This window comes from Heliorestis acidaminivorans, from assembly GCF_008933955.1.
GTDB lineage: Bacteria > Bacillota > Desulfitobacteriia > Heliobacteriales > Heliobacteriaceae > Heliorestis > Heliorestis acidaminivorans.
Genome location: NZ_WBXO01000010.1, coordinates 85,151 through 105,963, shown reverse-complemented (window position 1 = coordinate 105,963; position 20,813 = coordinate 85,151). Strand labels below are relative to the sequence as shown.

Genomic DNA, 20,813 nt, shown 5'->3' with positions numbered 1-20,813 from the left:
TTCCCCAACGCCACCTACCTCAACGCCATCTTCCTCAAAGGCATCTCGCTCTACTTCTTCTTGCTCTACTGCTTCTTGCTCTACTGCTTCTTGCTCTACTGCTTCTTGTTCTACTGCTTCTTGCTCTACTGCTTCCCGCTCGATCTCTTCTTTCTCCTCAGCCGCTACTTCCTCTAATTCGGCATTCATAGCCGCTTCTAACTCCGCTTCGAAGATAGCTTTCTGTAGTTCTTCCTCAGTAAGCTCTTGAACATCGGACTTCTCTTCTCGATCTCCCGAAGAAAATTCGCTTACCATTACTTCTTCTTGCACTAGTGGCTCTGTTACATCGCCATCAAGAGGTTGTAATAACTTCTCTTGTGCTAAGTTTTCTAAGGAATCATAAGGCTCTGACTTTTCAAGGTCATTATAGTTATCGTATAGTTCTGCCGCCTCATTATGATTCCATTCTTCCATATAGTCAGGATCATCATTGATAGGAAGATCGTATTCTTCAGTCACAAATCTTTCTACCTCAAATTTTTCTGCCTCAAATCCTTCTACTAAGGGTTCATCAGCTTCATCATAATCTTGCTTGAAGCCCTCTTCATCACGCAGAGCCGTGCTATAAGTTTGGTTGCCACCTTTATCGATAAACCAGCGCTCAGGCTCATGATCTTGATGACTAGAAATATCTACACTTTCATAAGTTTGTATTTTTGCCTGCTCATCATCATAGTTGCTTACATATGGATACAGCGGTTCTTCAGTACCGTAATCACTATGCTCAGTAAGATGAGCAGTCTCACCAGTTTCTCCAAAGTCTTCTGCTTCTTCGTAGTCTCCAGCTTCTTCTGCATAGTCTTCAGCTTCTGCAGTGCTTTCATGGCTTATATCTTTTGCTACATCTTCATGCTTAATTTCTTCAGAGATACTTTCTTCATAAGTACTCTCTGCATAACTCTCTCCACTTGCAAATTCTGCATAATTTGTTTCTTCATTCTCCTGCTCATCATTAGTATCTTGTTCAGCATCAGTGAACTCTTCACTAGTACTAGCTTCATAAACATCTTGACTGTCTACTTCGTTATAGCTTTCATCTTGCACTTCTTCTATAGAATCTTCTTGCAAAAGCTCCGCTAAAGATTCTCTTTTGAACCATCCTTTTACGACTCCCTCTGCCAAAGCATCTTGTTCAAAATTAGGAATCCCCAGAATAATATTTTTACCTTCTACAAATTGACTTTGCTGTACTATTCGTAAAGCTTCATTGTCCCTTCCTTGAAGAACTACTTGTGCTTCTATTTCTGTACCATCTTCATTTTCAATTGCACGCCAAGCGAGAGCAATTATTTGACTTGCTTCTAGGTCCTCTAAGCCCCTTAATTCAATAACTTCCTGATCCTGCTTTGCTCCCTCTGTTTCTTCATCGCAAAGACTACAAGTTGTCGCAGGTGCTACAACAACATCAACATGTAGACGCTCTGCTTGCCAGTACCGATGAGTGTGCAGTACTTGAAGTTCTATATCATGGTCGCCTAACTCCAATGATTCGAGATCATCTTCATCCATAGTGTCATCTAAAGGTGGGGAATAAAGGGGGTTAATCGGGTCAAGCATCAATTCAAAATACTGCTCTCTACGAGCCGTTTTTGGTCCTGGAGGTATTTCTCGTTTGAATAGAGCAAAGCTTTCAGAGCCAATCGGTTCTTCCAGATCATCTTCACTCTTTTCATATACTTTTACTTCTTCTGACTCTATGTCTGCTTCTGACATTACTGATTCTGACACTACTGCTTCTGCTTCCGGCACTACTTCCGCTGTCTCTACTGCTACTGACTCTACTTCTGACCCTGATTCATTAACCGCTTCCGCTTCTGCTTCCTCTTCTGCCTTAGCTTCTACATCTACTTCATCTTCACTTATTGAGTCTGAAATAGTTTCCGCTTCTGTCTCAACTAGTGGTACATCACTATCGCTCTCTTCTGCTATGCTTTGTTGAGAATTCACTGCAATTCTATCTACTTGAGCTGATACAATTACTTTCCCACTAATATGAAGACGACCCTCTTCTTCCTCTTGATCATGAACTTCTACCTGAGCTTCTAGTGCACCTATTTCTTCCTGCTCTCGATCATAAGTGCCCAAATCTAGCGATAAGATATGAAGTTTCACACCTACTAAAGAACGAAGAGGTAATTCCGTACGCTCTTCTTCTTGATGGTCCTTTTCTTGCACTTTTGCTTCCCTCCCACATAGTTGCCTGTTAACCTGAAAAAAAAGCTCTTTTCCTATTTAATGCCTTAAAACCTGACGATAGACCTGCCAGGTTTCCTCGGCCGCTTTACGCCAACTAAAAAGCTGGGCTCGGTCTAGGCCTTTTTGGGCGAGACGCTGTGCCGTATCTACATTCGTTAAAAGCCCATAGAGAAGATCGCATAAACGCTCTGCTTTTAATGGGGAAAAAGAAAGAGCCCCATCACCTACCACTTCAGGCAAAGAAGAAGTATGAGCTACCAAAGTTGGAACACCACAAGCCATAGCCTCAAGAGGTGGCAGTCCAAAGCCTTCGTACAAAGAGGGATAGACAAAAACATCAGCACCATTGTAGATCCAAGGCATTTCTTGAACAGGCAAAAAACCTATAAAGTGAACATCTTCTTCCATCTTCCTAGCGGCCACCATAACTTCCAGATCATTAAACTCTTTGGACTGCTTGCCCGGCAAAACAAGAGCTACTTTTTGAGGTAATTCTTTATTCAATAGATGAAAAGCTTGAATCAATAGTCGCACGTTCTTGCGTGGGGAAAAACCGCCTATGTAGAGCACATAAGGTCTAGTAATGCCATATCTCTCACGTATATATCGCTTTGCTTTTTCTTTGTTCATCGGACGATAGATAGGTTCAGCCGCTTCATAAATCACTTGGATCTTTTCTTTTGGTACATCAGCGATTTTGATAAGATCGTTAGCTGTACAATGAGAAGGTGCTATAATGCGCTCTACAGTTTCCAAAATCCTAGGCATTTCCTCCACAAAAATTTTCAAGTAGCCCTTACCAACTGTCTCCGGACTAATATAAGGAATTAAGTCATGGATCGTAGCAACCATGGGACACTGTTTTACCTGGGGAAGACCAATCCCATTTTGCGGTACATGGTAAAGGTCTATCTTCTCTTGTTTGATCACCTGAGGAATATGAACTTCCTCCCAGAATCTTTCTCGATACTGCTCTACCTGACGAAAGGTAGCATCATCAGTAATCTCAAGATTGCGATATTCATCACCAGGCCAGAAAAAACGCATTTTCTCTTTTTTGGCCGTACTGTAAAGGTTCTTACAAAGTTGATAAGTGTACGTACCAATACCTGTTCCCCTGTAGAGGATGGCCGCTCGACCGTCAATGCCAATACGCAATGTATCTACCACCCCCCTAGTAAATTGATCACAGCTTGCCGGCAAAGTCTTTCAAAAAAAGGCGTCTGTATTTTTGACGTTCTAGAAAACGTCTCATCCGTTTCAAGTGAAAGTCTTGCGCACGTTCCAATTGCTCGAAGTAATAGGACCAACTGTATTGCCAAAAATCATTAGGAAAGAATATGAAACTTAATAACAACAAAAGCTCCTGTCGTTGAAGAGGATAAGAGGCGTGATAACATTCTAGAATTCTAAGACCTTTTTTTAAGGACCAGCGCTGTCTTTTAAGCACCCGAATCATTAAACTACCTAGATCATGTAAACGACTATCTTGAATGGCATAGTCAAAATCTAGAAAAAAAGCTTCCCCTTGACGGCCAATGATCACATTATGATGAGCTAGATCATGATGACAAAAACCACCTTTGCGCATCTCTTGATCCATTAGCTGATCATACTTTGATCTTTGTAATAGAGCTAAAGCACCTTTAGCCTCTTCCCTAGCTTCCTCTAGTCCCTGCAAAAAAAGGCGGTCAAAAGTACCTAGCCTTTCTTTCTGCGCAACTAACTCATAACACTTATCTATATCAGCTAACTTTCTTTGGAAAATATAAGGCCACTTCTTCCATAGAAAGCGCTCTGTAAGAAGAGGACGACAAAACCCACGGGAAGCCTTATGAAATTGAGTCAAGGCTGTAATCGTCGCTTCTAAATCACGGCGGCGATCGTAATCACTTTCTTTGCCTTCAATCCAGGTAGAAGTAGTCCACCACTTCTGGTCAAACTGTATCGCCACTTCGCCTTTTATATTTTTTTGAATAGCTGAAAAACGGTCAAACCCTTTTTGTAGCAAATGGCTTTGGCACTCTGTAATAAACTGCAATTCATCTAAAGATAGTTGACTTTGCTTCAACACCGTCGAACCTTCATATTCATCAATGCGAAAGGAGGAGCGCAGAGGCTTGATCTGCCTTGGCTTGAGCCCTAGCTCTTGCAAAAGCAATGGCTCAAGTCCTCTGCGTTCCTCTTCTACCATGCTTTCTCCCACCATAGACCTTTCATCCCCTCAAAAAGGTCAAACCGTTTTGCTCAAAGATACGCAGAAATCGTCATAACTATGACAGAAGGCCATAGAAAAGAGCAGACCGCATAGATAAGGGTACTGCTCTTTCCTCTTAGGCCTTCTTTATTTAGGAAGGCAAATCAATTTGACCGTGTACTGATAAGCGATAAGCCGCTAAGAAAGTACGATTGCATTTTTCTACGGCCGCTCTTGCTCTCTTGTAGCCTTGGTCTTGTACTTTACGATCTGGAATCACTTCAATTCGATCGGAACGATTCTCGAAAGACTCTTCCATGTAATCCCAGAGGCTACGAGGTAATAAGAGATAACCTAAGAGTACATTCCATTCTTCAGGCGTCAATCGCTGAACCCATTCGTATCCTTCTATAATAGCGACAGCGCCTTTCCAGCCTTCTCTCGTATCTCGTGCTACTTGCGCTACAAGTTCGGCCAGATCCAAAATGGGCGCATCAATTCGACAATGATCAAAGTTTTCAATATAGATGCCTTGTGTAGTCTTAATCAGCTGAGCCGTTGAAAAATTACCTTGGCAGAGAGAACTTCGTGCCCGAGCCGCTCTATATAGTTGAGCATAAGGCTCTTCAATCCACTGAAAAGAACGATTAGCTCGCTCCATCAAGCGTGGCAAACTCTCTTTAAGCAAGCGGTCACCATCAGAAAAGAATCGTTGTTTCTGTATCTTTTCTTTCCACTTATCTACTGTAACTACACCATCTCTTACGAGGTTACGCAGTCTTTCACCTTTTTCTTCTTCTCGATGGATAGGTACATAGCCAATGCCTGCTCGATGAAAGAGAGCTAACATCCTACCGACTTCTCTATAGTCTCTAGATTTCTCCAGCTTCATCTCTTTTCCAAAAATCTTTTTGTAGACATAGTAAGAGTTTTCGGGGAAAGCAAGCACTGTTTCACCGAATTTTGAGCTTACAAGCTCAGGACAGTTGACAAAGCCTTTCTTACGCAAATGACTTATGGCACTTACAATATTGTGAGCTTTCTTTTTTCCTTCTTCTCCTGTTAATTGGCGAATAACAAGAGAATCAACATCGCCTTCAACTAACCATTTTGAACCTTCTTGTTCTGCAAAGCGCGGTTTTTGATCAAGCTCTCTAAGAATCTGAGCAACTTCATTATTACTTATTTGGAAGGCAGGAACTTCAACTTCACTATCTTGATCTTGTGACCAAGGTAAGCCTTGTTGGGATATATTTTTGACCATCTCTTCCCAGCGCAGTGGCATGGACGTTGATTCCTGGCTTGCTCTTTTTTCTTCGAATAATTGTTCTGGTACACTTTGCACTAGAGGTTTACGCTCTTCTACAAGCCTTTCTTCTTCTTTCTGCCTTGGTGGTGCTACGATTTGGGGTTCTCTGTTTTTATCTATCTTTTCTTTGCCTTGATTACTACTCTTTTTTTCTTGAGGAGGCACGGGAAAAGATATTCTCTCTTCGCTTTTGCGGCGCCGAGTTGATAAGTTTCGAGCCGCTCTTTTTTTCTTCGGATAGCGATACCGTGGATCTGTACCAACATAACGACTAGTCAAGGTAACCATCTTAATTCACCTCCTAGACCTCATCCTAACTCTTCTTGCAAAGTATTAACAAAACGCTCCTGCTTCTGTTCTTCGGCAAACACTTGCTTCAAAGTATTGATAGAACTTTCTAAGTCTTTACCACCTCGATAATGGCTTGCTACAGTCTTCCAGAACTTATGTGGGAAAGCAAGCAAAGCTAGTAAGGCTGACTTTTCTCTATTTTCCAACGGTCTAATCTCTTCATAGGTAGATAGGATTTGCTTAGCTGAATCAACATCCCAGTTATCACGACGATCAATAACATAACGGATAAAACCTGAGAATTCAGCGATAGGTACATCAGTACCACAGTTATCCCAACCAATGATGGCTAAGTTGTTATCAGGGGAGATACGTAAGTTTCTTTCTGTCCAGTTGCGGTGACATACTGTTCCTCGTTCTGCTGATTCAACAAAAAGCTGATCGATATTATTATTAATAAGTTTTTCCATTGCTGTGGTGCTTTTTTGCTCCATTCTTTCCGCATGTTCTAGAAAAAGCTCATCAAATGGACTGTACTGGCTTTTATTATCCAAACGCTGTCGATAGCCCTTGAGCTCTTGATTACGTTTTTCTAGTGATTTTTTTCCTAGGCGCTGATCTACTTTTTCTTGTCGCTCTCTTACTTGACCTAACCGATGTAACATAGCCAAGTTTCTTGTAGCTATTTGCAAGTCTCTATCTTGTCGAAAGTCAATGCGTGGGTAATTGTACCAATCTACAAGGGTGTAGTAATAATCACCTTTTCTAACGAAAGGTTCTCCTTGTCTAGTCCGTATGTTTCGGCTTGTATGCCGAAAGCCTTTAGATGCCAATTGTTCAAGAGCATGGTGAATGGCAAAGATTCTATCCCTATCGGGAGCATGGTAGCAGTATAATCCTTTAGGACCGCGATCTGTCTCTAAGCGCCAGCCTCTCCCTCTTCTTTTCGTTCCTATGACCTTATAAGGATACTGTTCTAGCACTTCTTGCTCTTCCTGAGCAAGTGCCGATAAGTCTTGATATTCTTCTGTCACGGGAATGCCTCCCCTCCAAAGTAAGACCATAGTCCAATTTAGTGCCATACTATGATGAACCATAGAATGTGTTACTGGAAATTGATGGGGCGAAAAAAACAGCCTGACCATTTCGGCAGGCTGTTACTTTACTACTATTGGTGAATCCTTACGGTGTCGTTGCTTCCATCTCTGCTGTTATAGCAGGATTATTGACTTCCGATGGCAGAGCATTCGTCCATTTACCACAGCGATCACCCCAGCGCGAGAGGACTCTTTCTGCTTCTTGAAGTTCAATAATCTCACAAAGATTGGGACAGTCAGCACATTCGAAGGAGCGAGCGCCAAAAGGTTGTTCCGCTACTGTAAAGCCTTTGAAGTTGCTTACACCACCTCGTTGTGCTACAGCTTCAGAAGCTAAGATAGCGGCACCAACAGCACCCATTACTTTGTGATGTTGCGGCACTTCTACAGGATGACCTAATGCTTTTTCAAAAGCCTGGCACATGCCTATGTTAGCGGCCACACCGCCTTGAAAGACAATAGGACTATCTATTTTTTTACCTTTTCCCAGATTGTTAAGGAAGTTACGTACTAAGGCTTCACAGAGTCCACTGATAATGTCTTCTAAAGAGTGACCCATTTGTTGTTTATGGATCATGTCTGACTCAGCAAAGACAGAACATCTTCCAGCAATTCGAACTGGGTGGCTAGCTTTTACAGCCAATTGACCAAATTCTTCAATAGGAATTTGCAGACGAGATGCTTGTTGATCAAGAAAAGATCCTGTACCAGCGGCACAAACAGTGTTCATTGAAAAGTCTGTCACAATGCCATCTTTAACTAGAATTAGCTTCGAATCTTGCCCACCAATTTCTAATATGGTGCGCACGCCAGGAACTAAATTGCTAGCCGCTACGGCATGAGCAGTAATTTCGTTTTTGATCACATCTGCACCTACTACTACAGCGGCTAAACTGCGAGCTGATCCTGTAGTACCTACACCGTTGATTTGTTCATTGCTATATGATCTTGCTAAGCTTTGTAAACCTCGCAGAACCGTTTCTAGGGGTCTACCTTGCGTACGCAAGTATAAAGCTTCTTGTACTTGTCCTTCTCCATCGATTAAAACAAGGTTTGTAGAAACAGAACCAACATCTACGCCTAGATAGAGTCCTTCTTGTGCTTTGTCCATTTTTCTCTCCCTTTAAGGTAACTGTCCTAAAGCAATTTTTTTTCGCTCTAGCATATCAATAAAAGCTTCTAGTCGAGTAATCAAGCCTGCCTCGCCCGTTTGTTCATCTGTATAGATGGTAAGTACGGGAAGGCCATATTCTTTTTCAACTAAAGGCATAATCGACTGCGCAACTATTTCGGGCATACAAGTAAGCGGACCAACTTGTATTACACCATCAAAACCTTTCTTAGCATATTCGATAGCTCCTCCAATAGATTCTTGACCATGACCGCCGACGATACAGCTAAGATAAGGCTTGGCCAACTTTCTAGTTTCTTGATGGCCTTTAACAGGTAGCAAACCTTTGAATAGGTGTTCATTAACCCATTCACTCAAGTATAAGGAACGGTCTACTTCAGCACCTAAGTAACCTAGATGCTTTTCCATATAACCACTAGCAGTTGGTTCGAGCAGTGTATAGATCTCACCGACTAATCCGATTTTGATAACTTTTTTCTGCCAATCTAGAGTCAATGAGTTAAAAGCTTTGATATACTCTTCCTTACAGCGCCGCACTTCTTTGACTGTTTTGGCCTGATCGATAGCTTTTTGTCCTTTTTGATAGACTCTGTCTACATCGCCTCTTTGCAATTCTCGACAGCGCAGTCGGCTCGCTTCTTTTTCAAGTGCATCAATAGCTAGACATTTTTCATAAGCAAAGCGTATAGCCTTGATAAGCTTCCACCAAGAGTTAGAACCTGTAATGATCCGCAACCGTTTCAGTAATTCACCAATGTGTTGATCTGGTGGTTCTAGCACAACCATATTGAGATTAACACCCATGTCCTGTAAGATCTCTCGTTGCACCTGATTGTAGTAACCAAAACGACAAGGACCAATTCCACCGGCCATAATGACCGTATCGGCTCCTTTTTCAACAGCTTCAATAAAGTTTCCGATATTAACTTTAAGAGGTAGACAGGCAAATTCCGGTGAATATTGCACACCTAAAGAAAGAGTTCTTTTGGTGATTGGCGGTGGCGTTATTACTTCATGGCCTAGCTCGCCCAGTAATGCCTTAATTACAATATCCATATTGCCCATATGCGGGAATGTGATCTTCATCTTTCACCCCTGAAACAATGTTGTGGAAAACATGAGCTATTTCTGGAAATATTCTGTCCTTTGCTAGAGCGGATCATACATAAGACAAAGAAGCTGTCCTCTCTTTATTGAGAAGACAGCTTCTTATCTTTCCTTAATTAGCCTATCGAAGTAGAGTCATTTATTTTATCTTTATCATGAAACCATCGTTCTAAGATCTCTTTTAGTTGTGTTAGTTTCATGGGCTTGCTGATATAATCGTCCATACCTACTTGTAGGCATTTTTCTCGATCGCCAATCATAGCATGAGCTGTCATAGCGACAATGGGCAAGCGACCTTTATTTTCTTGTTTTTCTTGAAGACGAATAGCTTTCGTCGTTTCATAACCATCTAGTACAGGCTCAAGAACATTAACGTACAGATAAGGCAAACCATCTATGTTCATAGCAAAGTTTAGTGAGAGAGTAACTTTACCTTGCTCTGTAAACTTAAGAGCATTGCCTAGAAGATTAATAATCACTTGCCGTAGACGAAGGGGATCGCCTTGAACTTGTTGAGGTAAAGAAGGGCCTAATTCTACCTGCAGATCTATATTCTTTTGTTCTGCTTGCACAGCAAATAAGTCCTTTATTTCTTGAACAACTATGGCAGGGTTGAATTCAATATTTTCTAGCTCCATTTTGTAGATATTGTGTAGCCTGCGCAACAGCTGTTACTAAGGTACTTTGATGGCGAATTTATATTTTTTATAATGATTATAACATAGTAATTATATCATTCTGTTGTAGTTAACATTAAAAAGCAAAAGAAAAAGACGAGGGAAAGTAATTTTTCTCTCGTCTTTTTCTTATTTAACTACCTAGTGCTACATCAACAGTATTATCATCTTTGTCATTTTCAGTTTCTATTTCTACTTTTTTGCGTTCAATTAGATCTAGAAAAGCTTCTATGCGAGTAACAATGCCCGCTTCACCAGTGTGCTCATCAATAGTTAGGTATAACGTAGGCACTTGGCCGCTTCTTTTAGCATACCTTTCTACCAATTCACCGACTAAACTATCAGGCCCGCAACCGAATGCGGCTACATAGATCAGACCGTCAATCTTTTCTTGCAAGAAGTGAAGAGAACCGCCTAAGAGTTTTTGACCAAAAGACCAAAAGATACGTTTAGGCAAGTGAATCGTCGCTTCTTGACTGCGCTGGTTTGTTACGGCCATCGGTGTAATTACCTTGATACCCTTTTCCTTTAACCTACCCATCAAGTTCATGCTAGTAAAAGGATCAAATAGCTGATAAGGATGACCAATTACTGCTATCACTGGCTCTTTATTATCCTTAGCACGAAGCTTTTTCTGCGTAAATTCTCGGGGCGCATAAGATTCTAGCAAACGCCCACTTTTTTCCCAGCGTGCCAGCACATCTGGAGGATATTCGCCAGCTTCTAGAGTATTTTCGAACTCTTCTTGTGCTTTCTTGCCCCATCGTAAAGCTTCTTTTATTCTTGAGCGACTACAGCCTATCGCCAGTGCCACTTCTGTAAGGGCTTGTTCCCAACCACCGCCTGGTAAACGGCTATTGACATTCGCAACGAGCAATTCTGGATAATCGCCATCCATAATTGCCGCCGCCCTAATCATATCAGGTAGACCTAGAAATTTAGGACAGAGATAAGTCTTTTCCTCTACACTTATCAAGCGGGGAAGAAAAACATAATCAACTTTTCCAGCTAGAGCCCGTACATGGCCATAGTATATTTTTACAGGCAAACAAACTTCATCGACAGACGATCGTACACCTTGATCAAGAATAGCTTTATTAGTCGGTGGCGATAAAACAACAGCACAGCCCAAGCTTTCAAAAAAAACACGCCAGTAAGGTAGATATTCGTAGTATCCCAGCGCACGGGGAAGGCCAATTGTAATGCTTTTATCTGTCACTGACTTCATAGGAACGGGTGTTAGAACAGATGTAATTTTCAGTGCTCTCCACCTCCGCGGGGATTCTTGTGATAACTCCAAAGCCCACGGCGATGAACACGCCAACGAGGGCTTTCTAAACCATTTTGTCCCTTATTAATTATTGTCCTTACCAGCAATGGTTTAATCTTCTTTTTTTCTATTTTTTTAGATTCTTTATTTTTGGTTTCTATTTTTTTAGCTCTTTCTTTAACAGTACTCTTTTCCTGTTGTCTATCAGAAGTAACCTCAGATTGGTCTTTACCTTTATTTTTTTCTGGATCGCGACCTTCTGCAATAGTTTGCTCAGCTCCCGAAGCTCCACCGACAGCGCCTGCATAAGCTTCTGGCAAACGGTCTGGATCAATGGGGTCGAGTATATCTGGTCTCCAGCGCTTAGAAGGCATTGGTGAACGTAAGAGTCCCACAGGAATCATGCGCCAATTAATTGGTGCCAGAGGCCAGAAGTAAGGCTTGCCAAAACTTTTGCTTCGCATGACAAGAACTGCTAGAGCTAGAACGCCAATTATAAATCCAATCCAGCTAAAGAGCGCCACCATAATGACGAGAAATATGCGCACCAGTCGATTAGTCTGCCCTAGTTCATAAGAAGGAGTAGCGAAAGTCCCGACAGCAGCTAAGGCTAGATAAAGAATAATTTCTGGATGAAAAAGACCTACATCAATAGCCACATCACCAATCATAAAAGCGGCAATTAGACCTAATGCCGTAGCAAGCGGCGATGGTGTGTGAATAGCAGCCATGCGAATCATGTCAAGGCCTGCTTCAGCGGCAATAACTTGCAAAACAAGAGGAATAGCTCCCGCTTCTTCAGGACCGATAAACTCTAGAAATGGTGGTAATAAGGTCGGATCGAGAGCAAACATAAGCCATAGAGGCAACAAAAAGACAGAAGTAACTACGGCCAAATAACGAATAATACGCAAATAGAAACCAACAGGAGCATTTTGCCGATATTCTTCAGCGTGCTCTAAGTGATGAAAATAAGTTGATGGCGTAATCATGACAGAAGGTGACGTGTCTACCATAATTAATACATGGCCTTCAAGTAAGTGCATAGCTGATACATCTGGCCGCTCCGTATAACGAACTTGAGGGAAAGGATTCCAATCTCCTCGAGTAATAAATTCCTCGAGGCTTTTCTCTGCCATAGGAAGACCGTCTACATCGACTCTTTCAATGCGATCGACCACTTCTTTAACCATATTAGGATTAGCTATATCTTCAATGTAAGCTACAACAACATCAGTTTGCGAACGGCGACCTACTTGCATCAACTTGAAGCGCAAACGAGGATCTCTAATGCGACGGCGAATCAAAGCTGTATTGCTAACAATTACTTCGTTAAAACCGTCACGACTACCTCGCACGACCCGCTCAATATCAGGCTCTTCAGGAGAGCGTGCTGGAAACTCCCGAGCTTCAATGGCTACAGCTTCTATCTCACCATCGATGAGTAAAATAGCTCGGCCTGATAAGAGATGATAATAGATTTGTCGAACGTTCTTTTCTTTGGAAATCTGCAGGTAATAGAGACGATGATCTATCAAATCATCAATGTCAAAGTTCCCTTTTTTCTCACAATCTTGTTCAAATTCGTCAAGAGCACGCATGATCTGCAGTACATCCAGATCACGGGTAAAGCCATTGACATAGTACATAGCTATTTGACGTCCCGCTATCTCCATGACACGCTTATCTATGTCAAAGCCAATACCAACACCAAGCTCCGCATCAAAGAGCTCTATATTAGCTTTTAGATCACGAGTAATTTCCGATTCTAAAAAAACCGTTTCTTCTACCTTTGCATTTGCTTCTTTTGATTTTTTTGTTTTATCTTTATTTTTTTCCCTGTCCTTTGTGTCCTTCATGGCCTGTCCAAAACTCCTCTATTCCATCTTCTGCGCCTGCCGGAGAATTTCTTTCAAAGCTTTTGTAGTGATCGGAGCTCCCAATTCTAGCCGATCAGCACCTTTCATTTTCCCCAAATCTCCTATTCCCACAATAAAAGGAATGGCCAATTTATTCAGGCTTTCTACAGTATCTCCTTCCAAGTAACGATGATTAGATGCTTCTACGTTACCATCTTTGTCCACTGGTCCCCTTACAATATGACCTTGGTTATCTATAGATTCATCCACATGAATCCCTGCTACATCTGGCGTTTTCGAAGCAACAGCAAGAGCTCCTATAACTTTAATCTGTGGATGTTGCACCAAGTATTGAAGGGCTCTTTCTCCTTTGCCCGATCCAACATGACCTTTATCATCGACCATTACAACGACAGGATCGTGACGGGAAGATAAAATCAACTCGGCCAAAGTCTCACCATCTAAAGGTGTGGGATTACCTGCAGATTGGCTAATGCAACGACCACCGATCTCCTTCGTTGCTATTTCCACTGCTTCTCTAGCTCTCTTATCACCATCAGTAACAACGATGACTTTACGTATCCTACTGTTTTGAATGTTTTTGTTCTTTTTCGTAGTTATCTCACCCTTTAGGATCAAAAATTACAGCCATGGTATAACCAAAAATAACAGCGGCGGCAATACCAACAGCCGTAGCTTCTAAGCCTCCAGCGAAAGCACCTAGCAATCCTTGCTTTTCCACAGCCGCTATAGACCCCTGAGCCAAAGCATGACCAAAGCCAGAAAGAGGTACTGTAGCACCAGCACCAGCTACTTCAACAAGAGGCCCATAGATACCTAAAGCACTTAATATAGATCCACCTGTAACAAAGCCTACTAGTATATGTGCCGGTGAGATACTGACAGGAGTCAAATCCATTAACAATTGACCAAAAAGACAGATGAGGCCACCAATCAGAAAGGCTATAAGGACTTTTTCCACTAAGCTACCTCCTCTAAGCTTCCAAAACAACAGCATGACCAATACCAGGGATTGATTCTCCTTGTTGAAAGCTCGTGGGGCTGAATAGAGCGCCTGAACCGACGAAAAGAATGCGATCATAAAGCCCTTCTTTCATCATCTTAAGCAAAGGACCTAAAACTACAGTAGCTGAACATCCACAACCACTGCCGCCAGCGTGAGTGTCTTGCTTTTTAGGATCGAAAATCATAATGCCGCAATCACTATATTTGGGGCCTAGATCGACGCCTTCTTCTCTCAGTAATTGTTGTGACATCTTGTGGCCTACTAGGCCCAAATCACCTGACACGATAAGGTCATAATCTTCTGCCCTTCGATTGAGATCTTGTAAATGTCTCAAAATAGTGTGCGTAACAGCCGGTGCCATAGCCGATCCCATATCTGCGGCATCTCTCACTCCTAGATCAATAACTTTGCCGATAGTAGCGTGCGTAATCCGCACCTGACGACTACTATCACTATGAGTCTCTTGGTTGCAAATCCCCTCAGGAGATGCTAAAGCTACTGCTCCAGCACCTGTAACTGTCCACTGCGCCGACATAGGTCTTTGCACACCTAACTCCGTAGGAAAGCGAAACTGCCGCTCTGCTGTTTCATGATGACTAGAAGCGGCGGCTACTACACGGTGAGCAAAAGCACCATCAATCAGAATTGATGCTAAGATTAGGCCTTCTGCCATCGTACTACAAGCACCAAAAAGACCAAAAAAAGGAATACCTACTTTGCGGGCCGTATAATCAGCTGTAATATTTTGATTTAAAAGGTCACCAGCTAGGAAAAAATCAACTTCTACTTGAGACCAAGAAGCTAACTTAATAGCTTCTTCAACAGCAAAAGCCATCATTTTCGCTTCCGTCTTCTCCCAGGAGCTTTCCCCCCAGATATTATCTTGCAATACGTGGTGAAAAGAGCCTTGCAAAGGGCCTTCATTCTCTTTCGAACCGACTACAGTATAGGAGCTTGCTATATAAGGCGTCGTTGTAAAAGAAAGAGTTTGTTTGCCTCTTTTTTTGTAAGTCCCTCCAGAACTCAAAGGTGGTTTATCTTCTTTCTTCAATACCTCACCACCTTTCCTCGATTATAGGAAGAGATAGTATACTAAGCCGATCAAAACGGATACGGTAATACCATAAGCAAGTACAGGACCTGCTATAGAAAACATTTTGGCACCAACACCGAAAATATAACCTTCTCTTTTATATTCCATAGCCGGTGCCACAATAGCATTAGCAAAACCAGTAATCGGAATAATCGAACCTGCCCCAGCATGTTTGCCGATTTTGTCATAAAGACCTAAGCCAGTAAGTAAAGCTCCTAGAAAAATAAGCGTTGCCGCCGTTGCAGCTACAGCATCTCTTTCTGTCAAGCCCAATCCTACATAGCCAAAGAAAATAATCTGACCTAGGGCAGAGAAAAGCCCTCCAACAACAAAGGCCCAGATAGCATTTTTTATAACTCGAGGTCTAGGCTTGATCTTTTGCACTTTCTGGTCATAATCTTGCGCAGAAAGCTCTTCAAACTTGTAGGGCAAAGATTCCACCTCCTATGATATTATGGAATTCATCAGGAACCTTTTATGCAAAAACCGCCAAAAGGCTAAGAGCATGCTGTTGTTGCTCTACCTTTTGGCGGTTTCTTTTTGACTTTATTATCCTGAAGTTTTGGCATGTTGAAACATGGACCTAATTTTCTTAAGTGCTGAACGTTCAATACGCGAGATTTGGACTTGAGAAAGACCAACCTTCTCAGCTACTTCAGTCTGCGTCTTGTCTTGAAAAAAACGCATTTGTAATATCTCACGCTCTCGAGGCGATACTTTTTCCAGCGCATCTTTCAGAGCCAAGTGTTCAAACCAGGTCTCTTCGTTGCTATCTACGGTAGATAATTGATCAAGCAGATAGATAGGATCGCCATCGTCTTGATAGAAAGTCTCGTGAATAGACGTTGGAGCTTGTACAGCTTCAAGAGCTTCTACCACCGCTTCCGGCTCAATCTCTAAAGCTTGCGCTATTTCCTGAACGGTCGGTTCTCTCCCTAACTGGCCTACTAGTTCATGTTGACAACGATGAATGCGTTGAGCAGTTTCTTTATAGGAACGACTTACTTTGACAGGACTATCATCGCGTAAAAATCGACGAATCTCTCCAATAATCATAGGTACAGCATAAGTACTAAAGCGTACGTTATAAGACAAATCAAACTTATCGATGGCTTTAATTAGGCCAATTACACCGATCTGAAAAAGATCTTCAATATCATAGCCTCTATGTTGGAAACGCTGTACCAAATTAAAGACCAGGCGTAGATTGCACTGAATTAAGCGCTCCCGTGCTTCTGCATCCCCGTCCTGAGCTAGTTGAAGCAAACGAGTCGTCTCTTTCTCATCTAACAAAGGAAAACGCGGTAAATTCATCTCTGTCAATCTATAATTCATAGAAACCCCACATTATTGTAAAGACCGCTGTAATTGCGGAACACTTTTGTAGAGACGAACACGCGTACCTTTGCCCACTTCAGAAAGGACTTCAAGTTCATCCATAAAAGATTGCATAAAAACGAATCCCAAACCCATACGATCAGGCTCTGTTGAATAGCTAGCTTCCATGGCTTTCTCAATATCAACAATGCCTTGACCACGATCTTCTACAATTACTTCTAAACCATTACCATCAACAGCAATCGTTAAATCAATAAGACCATTACTTTCATTCTGATAACCATGCATGATCGAATTGGACACAGCTTCTGACACAGCTACCTTCACGTCATCGAGATTAGTCAAGGTAAAATCCAAACTTGACATCATCGTTGCTACCACAACCCTAGCTAGCGAAACATTCTCAGGATGACTAGGAAATTGCATCTTCACACGATTAACCTTACTCACGCAAGAACCTCCTCCCCTAAGGCACGCAATGCGAGTCGCTCGTTCTTATAAGGCTTCATTAGACTGTAAAGACCTGATAAATCAAGCAAACGATGAACTACCTCATTAGCACCAGTCACAGCAACTTTACCACTACGGATAGTCACAAACTTATAGCGCCCCAAAAGCATACCGAGACCAGAACTATCAATAAACTCAACATGCTTAAAATTGATAATTAAGTTTTTAGTTCGCTCTTTATCCATCTCTCGGTCAATTGCATCTTTGATATTGCCACTAACAGACATATCAATCTCACCCTTATAGCGAATAATCAGAGTTTGTCCTACTTTTTCCATATCAAGCTCCATATAAATTCACCATCCTCAAGAAACAAAATTTCGTAAAGATCCAACAAATTGGACTTCTCAAAATTAGTTCTTCTACAAAAGCTTGGAAATTCCTTCCTAAGAAATGAAAAATGTGGAGTAAATAGTTAAGGACTGGAGAAGGATTTTTCCTAAGGGAAATAAATCCTTTTCCAGTCCTAGCATTTTAGTTTACTTTTAGTTTGCTAATATATTGCTTTAATGAAAGCCGTACATGCTTTTGAAAATTTTTAGCATTTCATGGGAATAAGTGCCTTTATCAACGGAACTTTGAGCAACTAAATCGATGCGCTTTTTTTCTTGGCCATCTTGTGAAATGATGAGCTCACCCATTTTTTCTCCTGCTTGCACTGGTGCATCCATATAAGGGAGCAGCTCAATAGTTGAAGTGACGCCTTTGTCTTTGCCTTTTTCTACAATAATACCTGGTTTTTCTTTGGCAACAATGGCTACATCATCAACTTTGCCTTTACCAATAGGCACATGACCTAGTACTTCATCAGGTTTGGCTACTAGTTTGAAACCGTAGCGAGCAAAGCCATAGTTATAAACTTTCATAGTTTCTTTGAAATGACCACGCATTTCAGGTACACCAAAGACAGATGCAATCAGGCGAAGGTTTTCTCTTTCTACAGTTGAAACGAGGCAATACTTAGCTTCATTAGTCCAACCAGTTTTGAAACCGTCAGTTCCTGGATACCACCAGAGTAATTTGTTGTGATTGTCTAACTGCATAGGTTTATCGCTATCTTCTCTGATCTTATAATGACGAATTGAGACCATTTCACGCAATTGGGGGTATTTTAGAGCTTCCCGTGCTACTAGAGCCATATCATAAGCAGACGTGTAGTGATTCTCTGCCGGCAAGCCGTGGGGGTTCATAAAATGAGTATTTTTCATCCCCAGTTCTTGCGCTTTTTTGTTCATCTCTTCTACATAAGCTTCATAAGAACCGCTAATATGCTCAGCAACAGCGACACAAGCATCGTTAGCCGATTGAACGGCAATAGAAATGAGCAGTGTCTCTAGGGGCATTTCCTCACCAGGTTCTAAGTAAATCTGAGAACCACCCATTTCAAAAGCTCTCTGACTCGTGCTAACTTTGTCATCCATACTGACACGACCAGCGTTAACAGCATCAAAAGCTACTAACAAAGTCATCAACTTAGTCGTACTTGCTGGTGCTACTCTTTCATGAGGATTCTTCTCAAAAAGAACTGCACCAGAAGCAGGATCCATAAGCACAACACTTTCCGCTGATGTTTCTAGCGGAACTGACGCTGTTACTCCGGCAGGTACACCGAGTAAGAGCAAAGCACTCAAAAGAATGCAACCCATAGACTTTGTCCAAGGTCTCACTAATGATTCCCCCTTGAATTAACTTGCCTTTTTCCACGGAACAGTTGAGATCATTATGTCCCTAAGAAAAGACTGTCATACTCAAGAGGGAACGCTTCATTTTGATAGGCCCATAGAAGATAGGCAAATTATTTAGAGAGTAATTCGCTGACCAAAGCTTACTTCATTATGAACAATAAAAATGCTTTGTGGAATAAAGCGATAAAGTTTATTTTTTTCCAACTCTTTTATAAGCACAGGCTGAGCTAAGAATTTATCAAAAAAAGAAAAGCGCTTACCAAAAGCTAAGAGCAATTTTGCACGCTCTTGAAGTGAACTAATCTCTTCAATTATTCCACTCATCTGTAGTCCACGAATCTCTTCATAGGCCTCAGGCTCATTATAAATAGCTACAGATGCTTGAAGTGAAGCCTCTTTTTGTAAAGCCTCTAGGTGTCGTGAGCGAGGTGAAGAAAGAAAGTAAAATGCTTTTTCATTGTCTCTATACTGATAAAGATAATAAACAGGAGCACTCCAAGGTAATCCTGCCGCATCAACAACAGCAATAGTCATAGCTCGATGCTCAGCACAGATAGCTTCAAAAATTTCTTCTGCTTCTTTTCCTGTAATCATTAAGTATCTCCAGACATCAAGTATCTCCAGGCATCAAGTATCTCCAGGCATCAAGTATCTCTAGGCATTACCTCTCCCAGAAGGAGAGGTTCTCTAGCAGGAGTCTCTTCGGCAATATAATAAGCTTCCCTTAACAACGCCAAGGCTTCTTCCCGATGCTCTCCATTATTGTAGTGCAGTTCCGCTAGAGCATCACCGACTTCCACTTGGTCACCAATTCTCTTAAGTAAGACAATGCCAGCGGCCATATCTATAGTGTCGTCCTTCTTCTCCCGCCCAGCACCTAATAGAGAAGCCGCTCGCCCTACAGCCAGAGCTTCCAAACGCTGAACATATCCGCTCTGATTGGCTAAGAAGAATTCCTTCTCTGTAGCCCTAGGAAGATACTTTTCAGGCTCATCGACAACAGCACCATTGCCGCCTTGATCTTCAATCCATTGACGAAAAACAGCCAATGCTCGACCACTGCGCAAATGGTCCAAGGCTTCTTTTTTTCCTACATCAATAGAAGTGCTTTGTCCTGCTAGATAAGCCATGCGCCCTGCTAGTTCAATCGTCACCACCATGGCAGGACTTATAGCACTTGAGCCTTCATAAGCACGAGGCTGTAACAGAGCAATAGCTTCACGAACTTCCAAAGCATTACCAATCATAGAGCCTAAAGGTTGGTCCATGGAAGTAATTACAGCAGCTGTGCGACGGCCCAATTGTTTACCAATCTCCACCATCACTTGGGCCAACTCTTCTGCCTCTTCGAAAGTCTTCATAAAAGCTCCATGACCGACTTTAACATCTAACATAATGAGATCTGAACCGGCGGCTATCTTTTTGCTCATAATGCTTGAGGCAATCAAAGGAATAGACTCCACCGTAGCCGTAACATCGCGCAGAGCATAAAGTTTTTTGTCTGCCGGCACTAGCTGACCAGTCTGACCAACAAGCGCTAGACCTGACCGCTTTACCTGTTCAATAAACTCTGCTCTAGTCAGATCAACACGAAAGCCAGGAATGCTTTCTAGCTTATCAATAGTTCCACCTGTATGGCCCAGACCGCGCCCAGACATTTTAGCTACTTTTAAACCCATCGCCGCCAATATAGGAGCTAAGATCAAGGTTGTTACATCACCTACGCCGCCAGTGCTGTGTTTATCAACCTTAAGACCTTCAATAGAAGCTAAATCGATTTGCTCACCCGATTGAACCATTAGCTTCGTTAAAATTGCCCTTTCTTCGGCTGTCATACCTTGAAAATACACAGCCATAGCCCAGGCGGCAACTTGATAATCAGGTATTTTATCATTTACATAACCACCAATAAGATAAGCTAACTCCTCTTCTGTCAACGCTTGCCCATCTCTTTTCTTGGCGATTAAATCGTTAGCACGCACT

At 42.0% G+C, this 20,813-nt stretch carries 20 protein-coding genes; all 20 read right to left on the bottom strand.

Annotated elements, in window-relative coordinates:
- Positions 1 to 2,217: hypothetical protein (locus F9B85_RS11870; RefSeq protein ID WP_151621198.1), on the bottom strand; the 2,217-nt coding region annotated here is incomplete at its 3' end.
- 57 nt (positions 2,218 to 2,274) lie between these two features.
- The gene (locus tag F9B85_RS11865; RefSeq protein ID WP_170270484.1) at positions 2,275 to 3,408 is read right to left on the bottom strand and encodes a glycosyltransferase family 4 protein; all 1,134 of its coding nucleotides are present in this window, start codon (positions 3,406 to 3,408) and stop codon (positions 2,275 to 2,277) included.
- A gap of 16 nt (positions 3,409 to 3,424) precedes the next feature.
- Positions 3,425 to 4,447, bottom strand: coding sequence for a CotS family spore coat protein (locus tag F9B85_RS11860; protein WP_151621194.1), 1,023 nt, complete (start codon positions 4,445 to 4,447; stop codon positions 3,425 to 3,427).
- Between the two features lie 139 nt (positions 4,448 to 4,586).
- Complete coding sequence (locus F9B85_RS11855) at positions 4,587 to 6,032, bottom strand: protein kinase family protein (protein ID WP_151621192.1); 1,446 nt, start codon at positions 6,030 to 6,032, stop codon at positions 4,587 to 4,589.
- Between the two features lie 20 nt (positions 6,033 to 6,052).
- The gene (locus F9B85_RS11850; RefSeq protein WP_170270482.1) at positions 6,053 to 7,069 is read right to left on the bottom strand and encodes a CotS family spore coat protein; all 1,017 of its coding nucleotides are present in this window, start codon (positions 7,067 to 7,069) and stop codon (positions 6,053 to 6,055) included.
- Positions 7,070 to 7,217: 148 nt separating this feature from the next.
- A complete protein-coding gene (locus F9B85_RS11845; protein WP_151621187.1) occupies positions 7,218 to 8,243 on the bottom strand; it encodes an acyl-CoA dehydratase activase in 1,026 nt (341 codons plus the stop codon).
- Positions 8,244 to 8,255: 12 nt separating this feature from the next.
- Complete coding sequence (locus F9B85_RS11840; protein ID WP_151621185.1) at positions 8,256 to 9,350, bottom strand: 2-hydroxyacyl-CoA dehydratase; 1,095 nt, start codon at positions 9,348 to 9,350, stop codon at positions 8,256 to 8,258.
- A 137-nt stretch (positions 9,351 to 9,487) separates the two neighbouring features.
- Positions 9,488 to 10,009: a hybrid sensor histidine kinase/response regulator gene (locus tag F9B85_RS11835; RefSeq protein ID WP_151621183.1), complete on the bottom strand. Its 522-nt coding sequence runs from the start codon at positions 10,007 to 10,009 to the stop codon at positions 9,488 to 9,490.
- Between the two features lie 172 nt (positions 10,010 to 10,181).
- Entirely contained in the window at positions 10,182 to 11,267 is a 1,086-nt protein-coding gene (locus F9B85_RS11830; RefSeq protein ID WP_170270481.1) for an acyl-CoA dehydratase activase-related protein, read from the bottom strand.
- 38 nt (positions 11,268 to 11,305) lie between these two features.
- Positions 11,306 to 13,177 carry a spore germination protein gene (locus F9B85_RS11825; RefSeq protein WP_151621179.1) on the bottom strand — a complete coding sequence of 624 codons (1,872 nt, stop codon included), beginning with the start codon at positions 13,175 to 13,177 and terminating at the stop codon, positions 11,306 to 11,308.
- Positions 13,178 to 13,195: 18 nt separating this feature from the next.
- On the bottom strand, positions 13,196 to 13,816 hold the full coding sequence (gene spoVAEA / locus F9B85_RS11820; RefSeq protein WP_243138195.1) for a stage V sporulation protein SpoVABEA: 621 nt from the start codon (positions 13,814 to 13,816) through the stop codon (positions 13,196 to 13,198).
- The gene (spoVAE, locus tag F9B85_RS11815; protein WP_151621214.1) at positions 13,800 to 14,195 is read right to left on the bottom strand and encodes a stage V sporulation protein AE; all 396 of its coding nucleotides are present in this window, start codon (positions 14,193 to 14,195) and stop codon (positions 13,800 to 13,802) included. Before spoVAE ends, spoVAEA begins: the two co-directional genes overlap by 17 nt.
- Complete coding sequence (gene spoVAD, locus F9B85_RS11810; RefSeq protein WP_243138194.1) at positions 14,173 to 15,255, bottom strand: stage V sporulation protein AD; 1,083 nt, start codon at positions 15,253 to 15,255, stop codon at positions 14,173 to 14,175. The genes spoVAE and spoVAD overlap by 23 nt, the downstream gene beginning before the upstream one ends.
- 21 nt (positions 15,256 to 15,276) lie before the next feature.
- Complete coding sequence (gene spoVAC, locus F9B85_RS11805) at positions 15,277 to 15,729, bottom strand: stage V sporulation protein AC (RefSeq protein WP_151621177.1); 453 nt, start codon at positions 15,727 to 15,729, stop codon at positions 15,277 to 15,279.
- A gap of 117 nt (positions 15,730 to 15,846) precedes the next feature.
- Complete coding sequence (sigF, locus tag F9B85_RS11800) at positions 15,847 to 16,632, bottom strand: RNA polymerase sporulation sigma factor SigF (protein ID WP_151621175.1); 786 nt, start codon at positions 16,630 to 16,632, stop codon at positions 15,847 to 15,849.
- A gap of 12 nt (positions 16,633 to 16,644) precedes the next feature.
- Positions 16,645 to 17,085, bottom strand: a complete 441-nt coding sequence (spoIIAB, locus tag F9B85_RS11795; RefSeq protein ID WP_151621173.1) for an anti-sigma F factor — start codon at positions 17,083 to 17,085, stop codon at positions 16,645 to 16,647.
- On the bottom strand, positions 17,082 to 17,435 hold the full coding sequence (locus tag F9B85_RS11790; RefSeq protein WP_151621171.1) for an STAS domain-containing protein: 354 nt from the start codon (positions 17,433 to 17,435) through the stop codon (positions 17,082 to 17,084). The genes spoIIAB and F9B85_RS11790 overlap by 4 nt, the downstream gene beginning before the upstream one ends.
- A gap of 216 nt (positions 17,436 to 17,651) precedes the next feature.
- Positions 17,652 to 18,791, bottom strand: coding sequence for a D-alanyl-D-alanine carboxypeptidase family protein (locus F9B85_RS11785; protein WP_151621210.1), 1,140 nt, complete (start codon positions 18,789 to 18,791; stop codon positions 17,652 to 17,654).
- Positions 18,792 to 18,944: 153 nt separating this feature from the next.
- Positions 18,945 to 19,424, bottom strand: coding sequence for a pyridoxamine 5'-phosphate oxidase family protein (locus F9B85_RS11780; RefSeq protein WP_151621169.1), 480 nt, complete (start codon positions 19,422 to 19,424; stop codon positions 18,945 to 18,947).
- A 50-nt stretch (positions 19,425 to 19,474) separates the two neighbouring features.
- Complete coding sequence (locus F9B85_RS11775; protein WP_151621167.1) at positions 19,475 to 20,812, bottom strand: pyrimidine-nucleoside phosphorylase; 1,338 nt, start codon at positions 20,810 to 20,812, stop codon at positions 19,475 to 19,477.
- Position 20,813 lies beyond the last annotated feature (1 nt).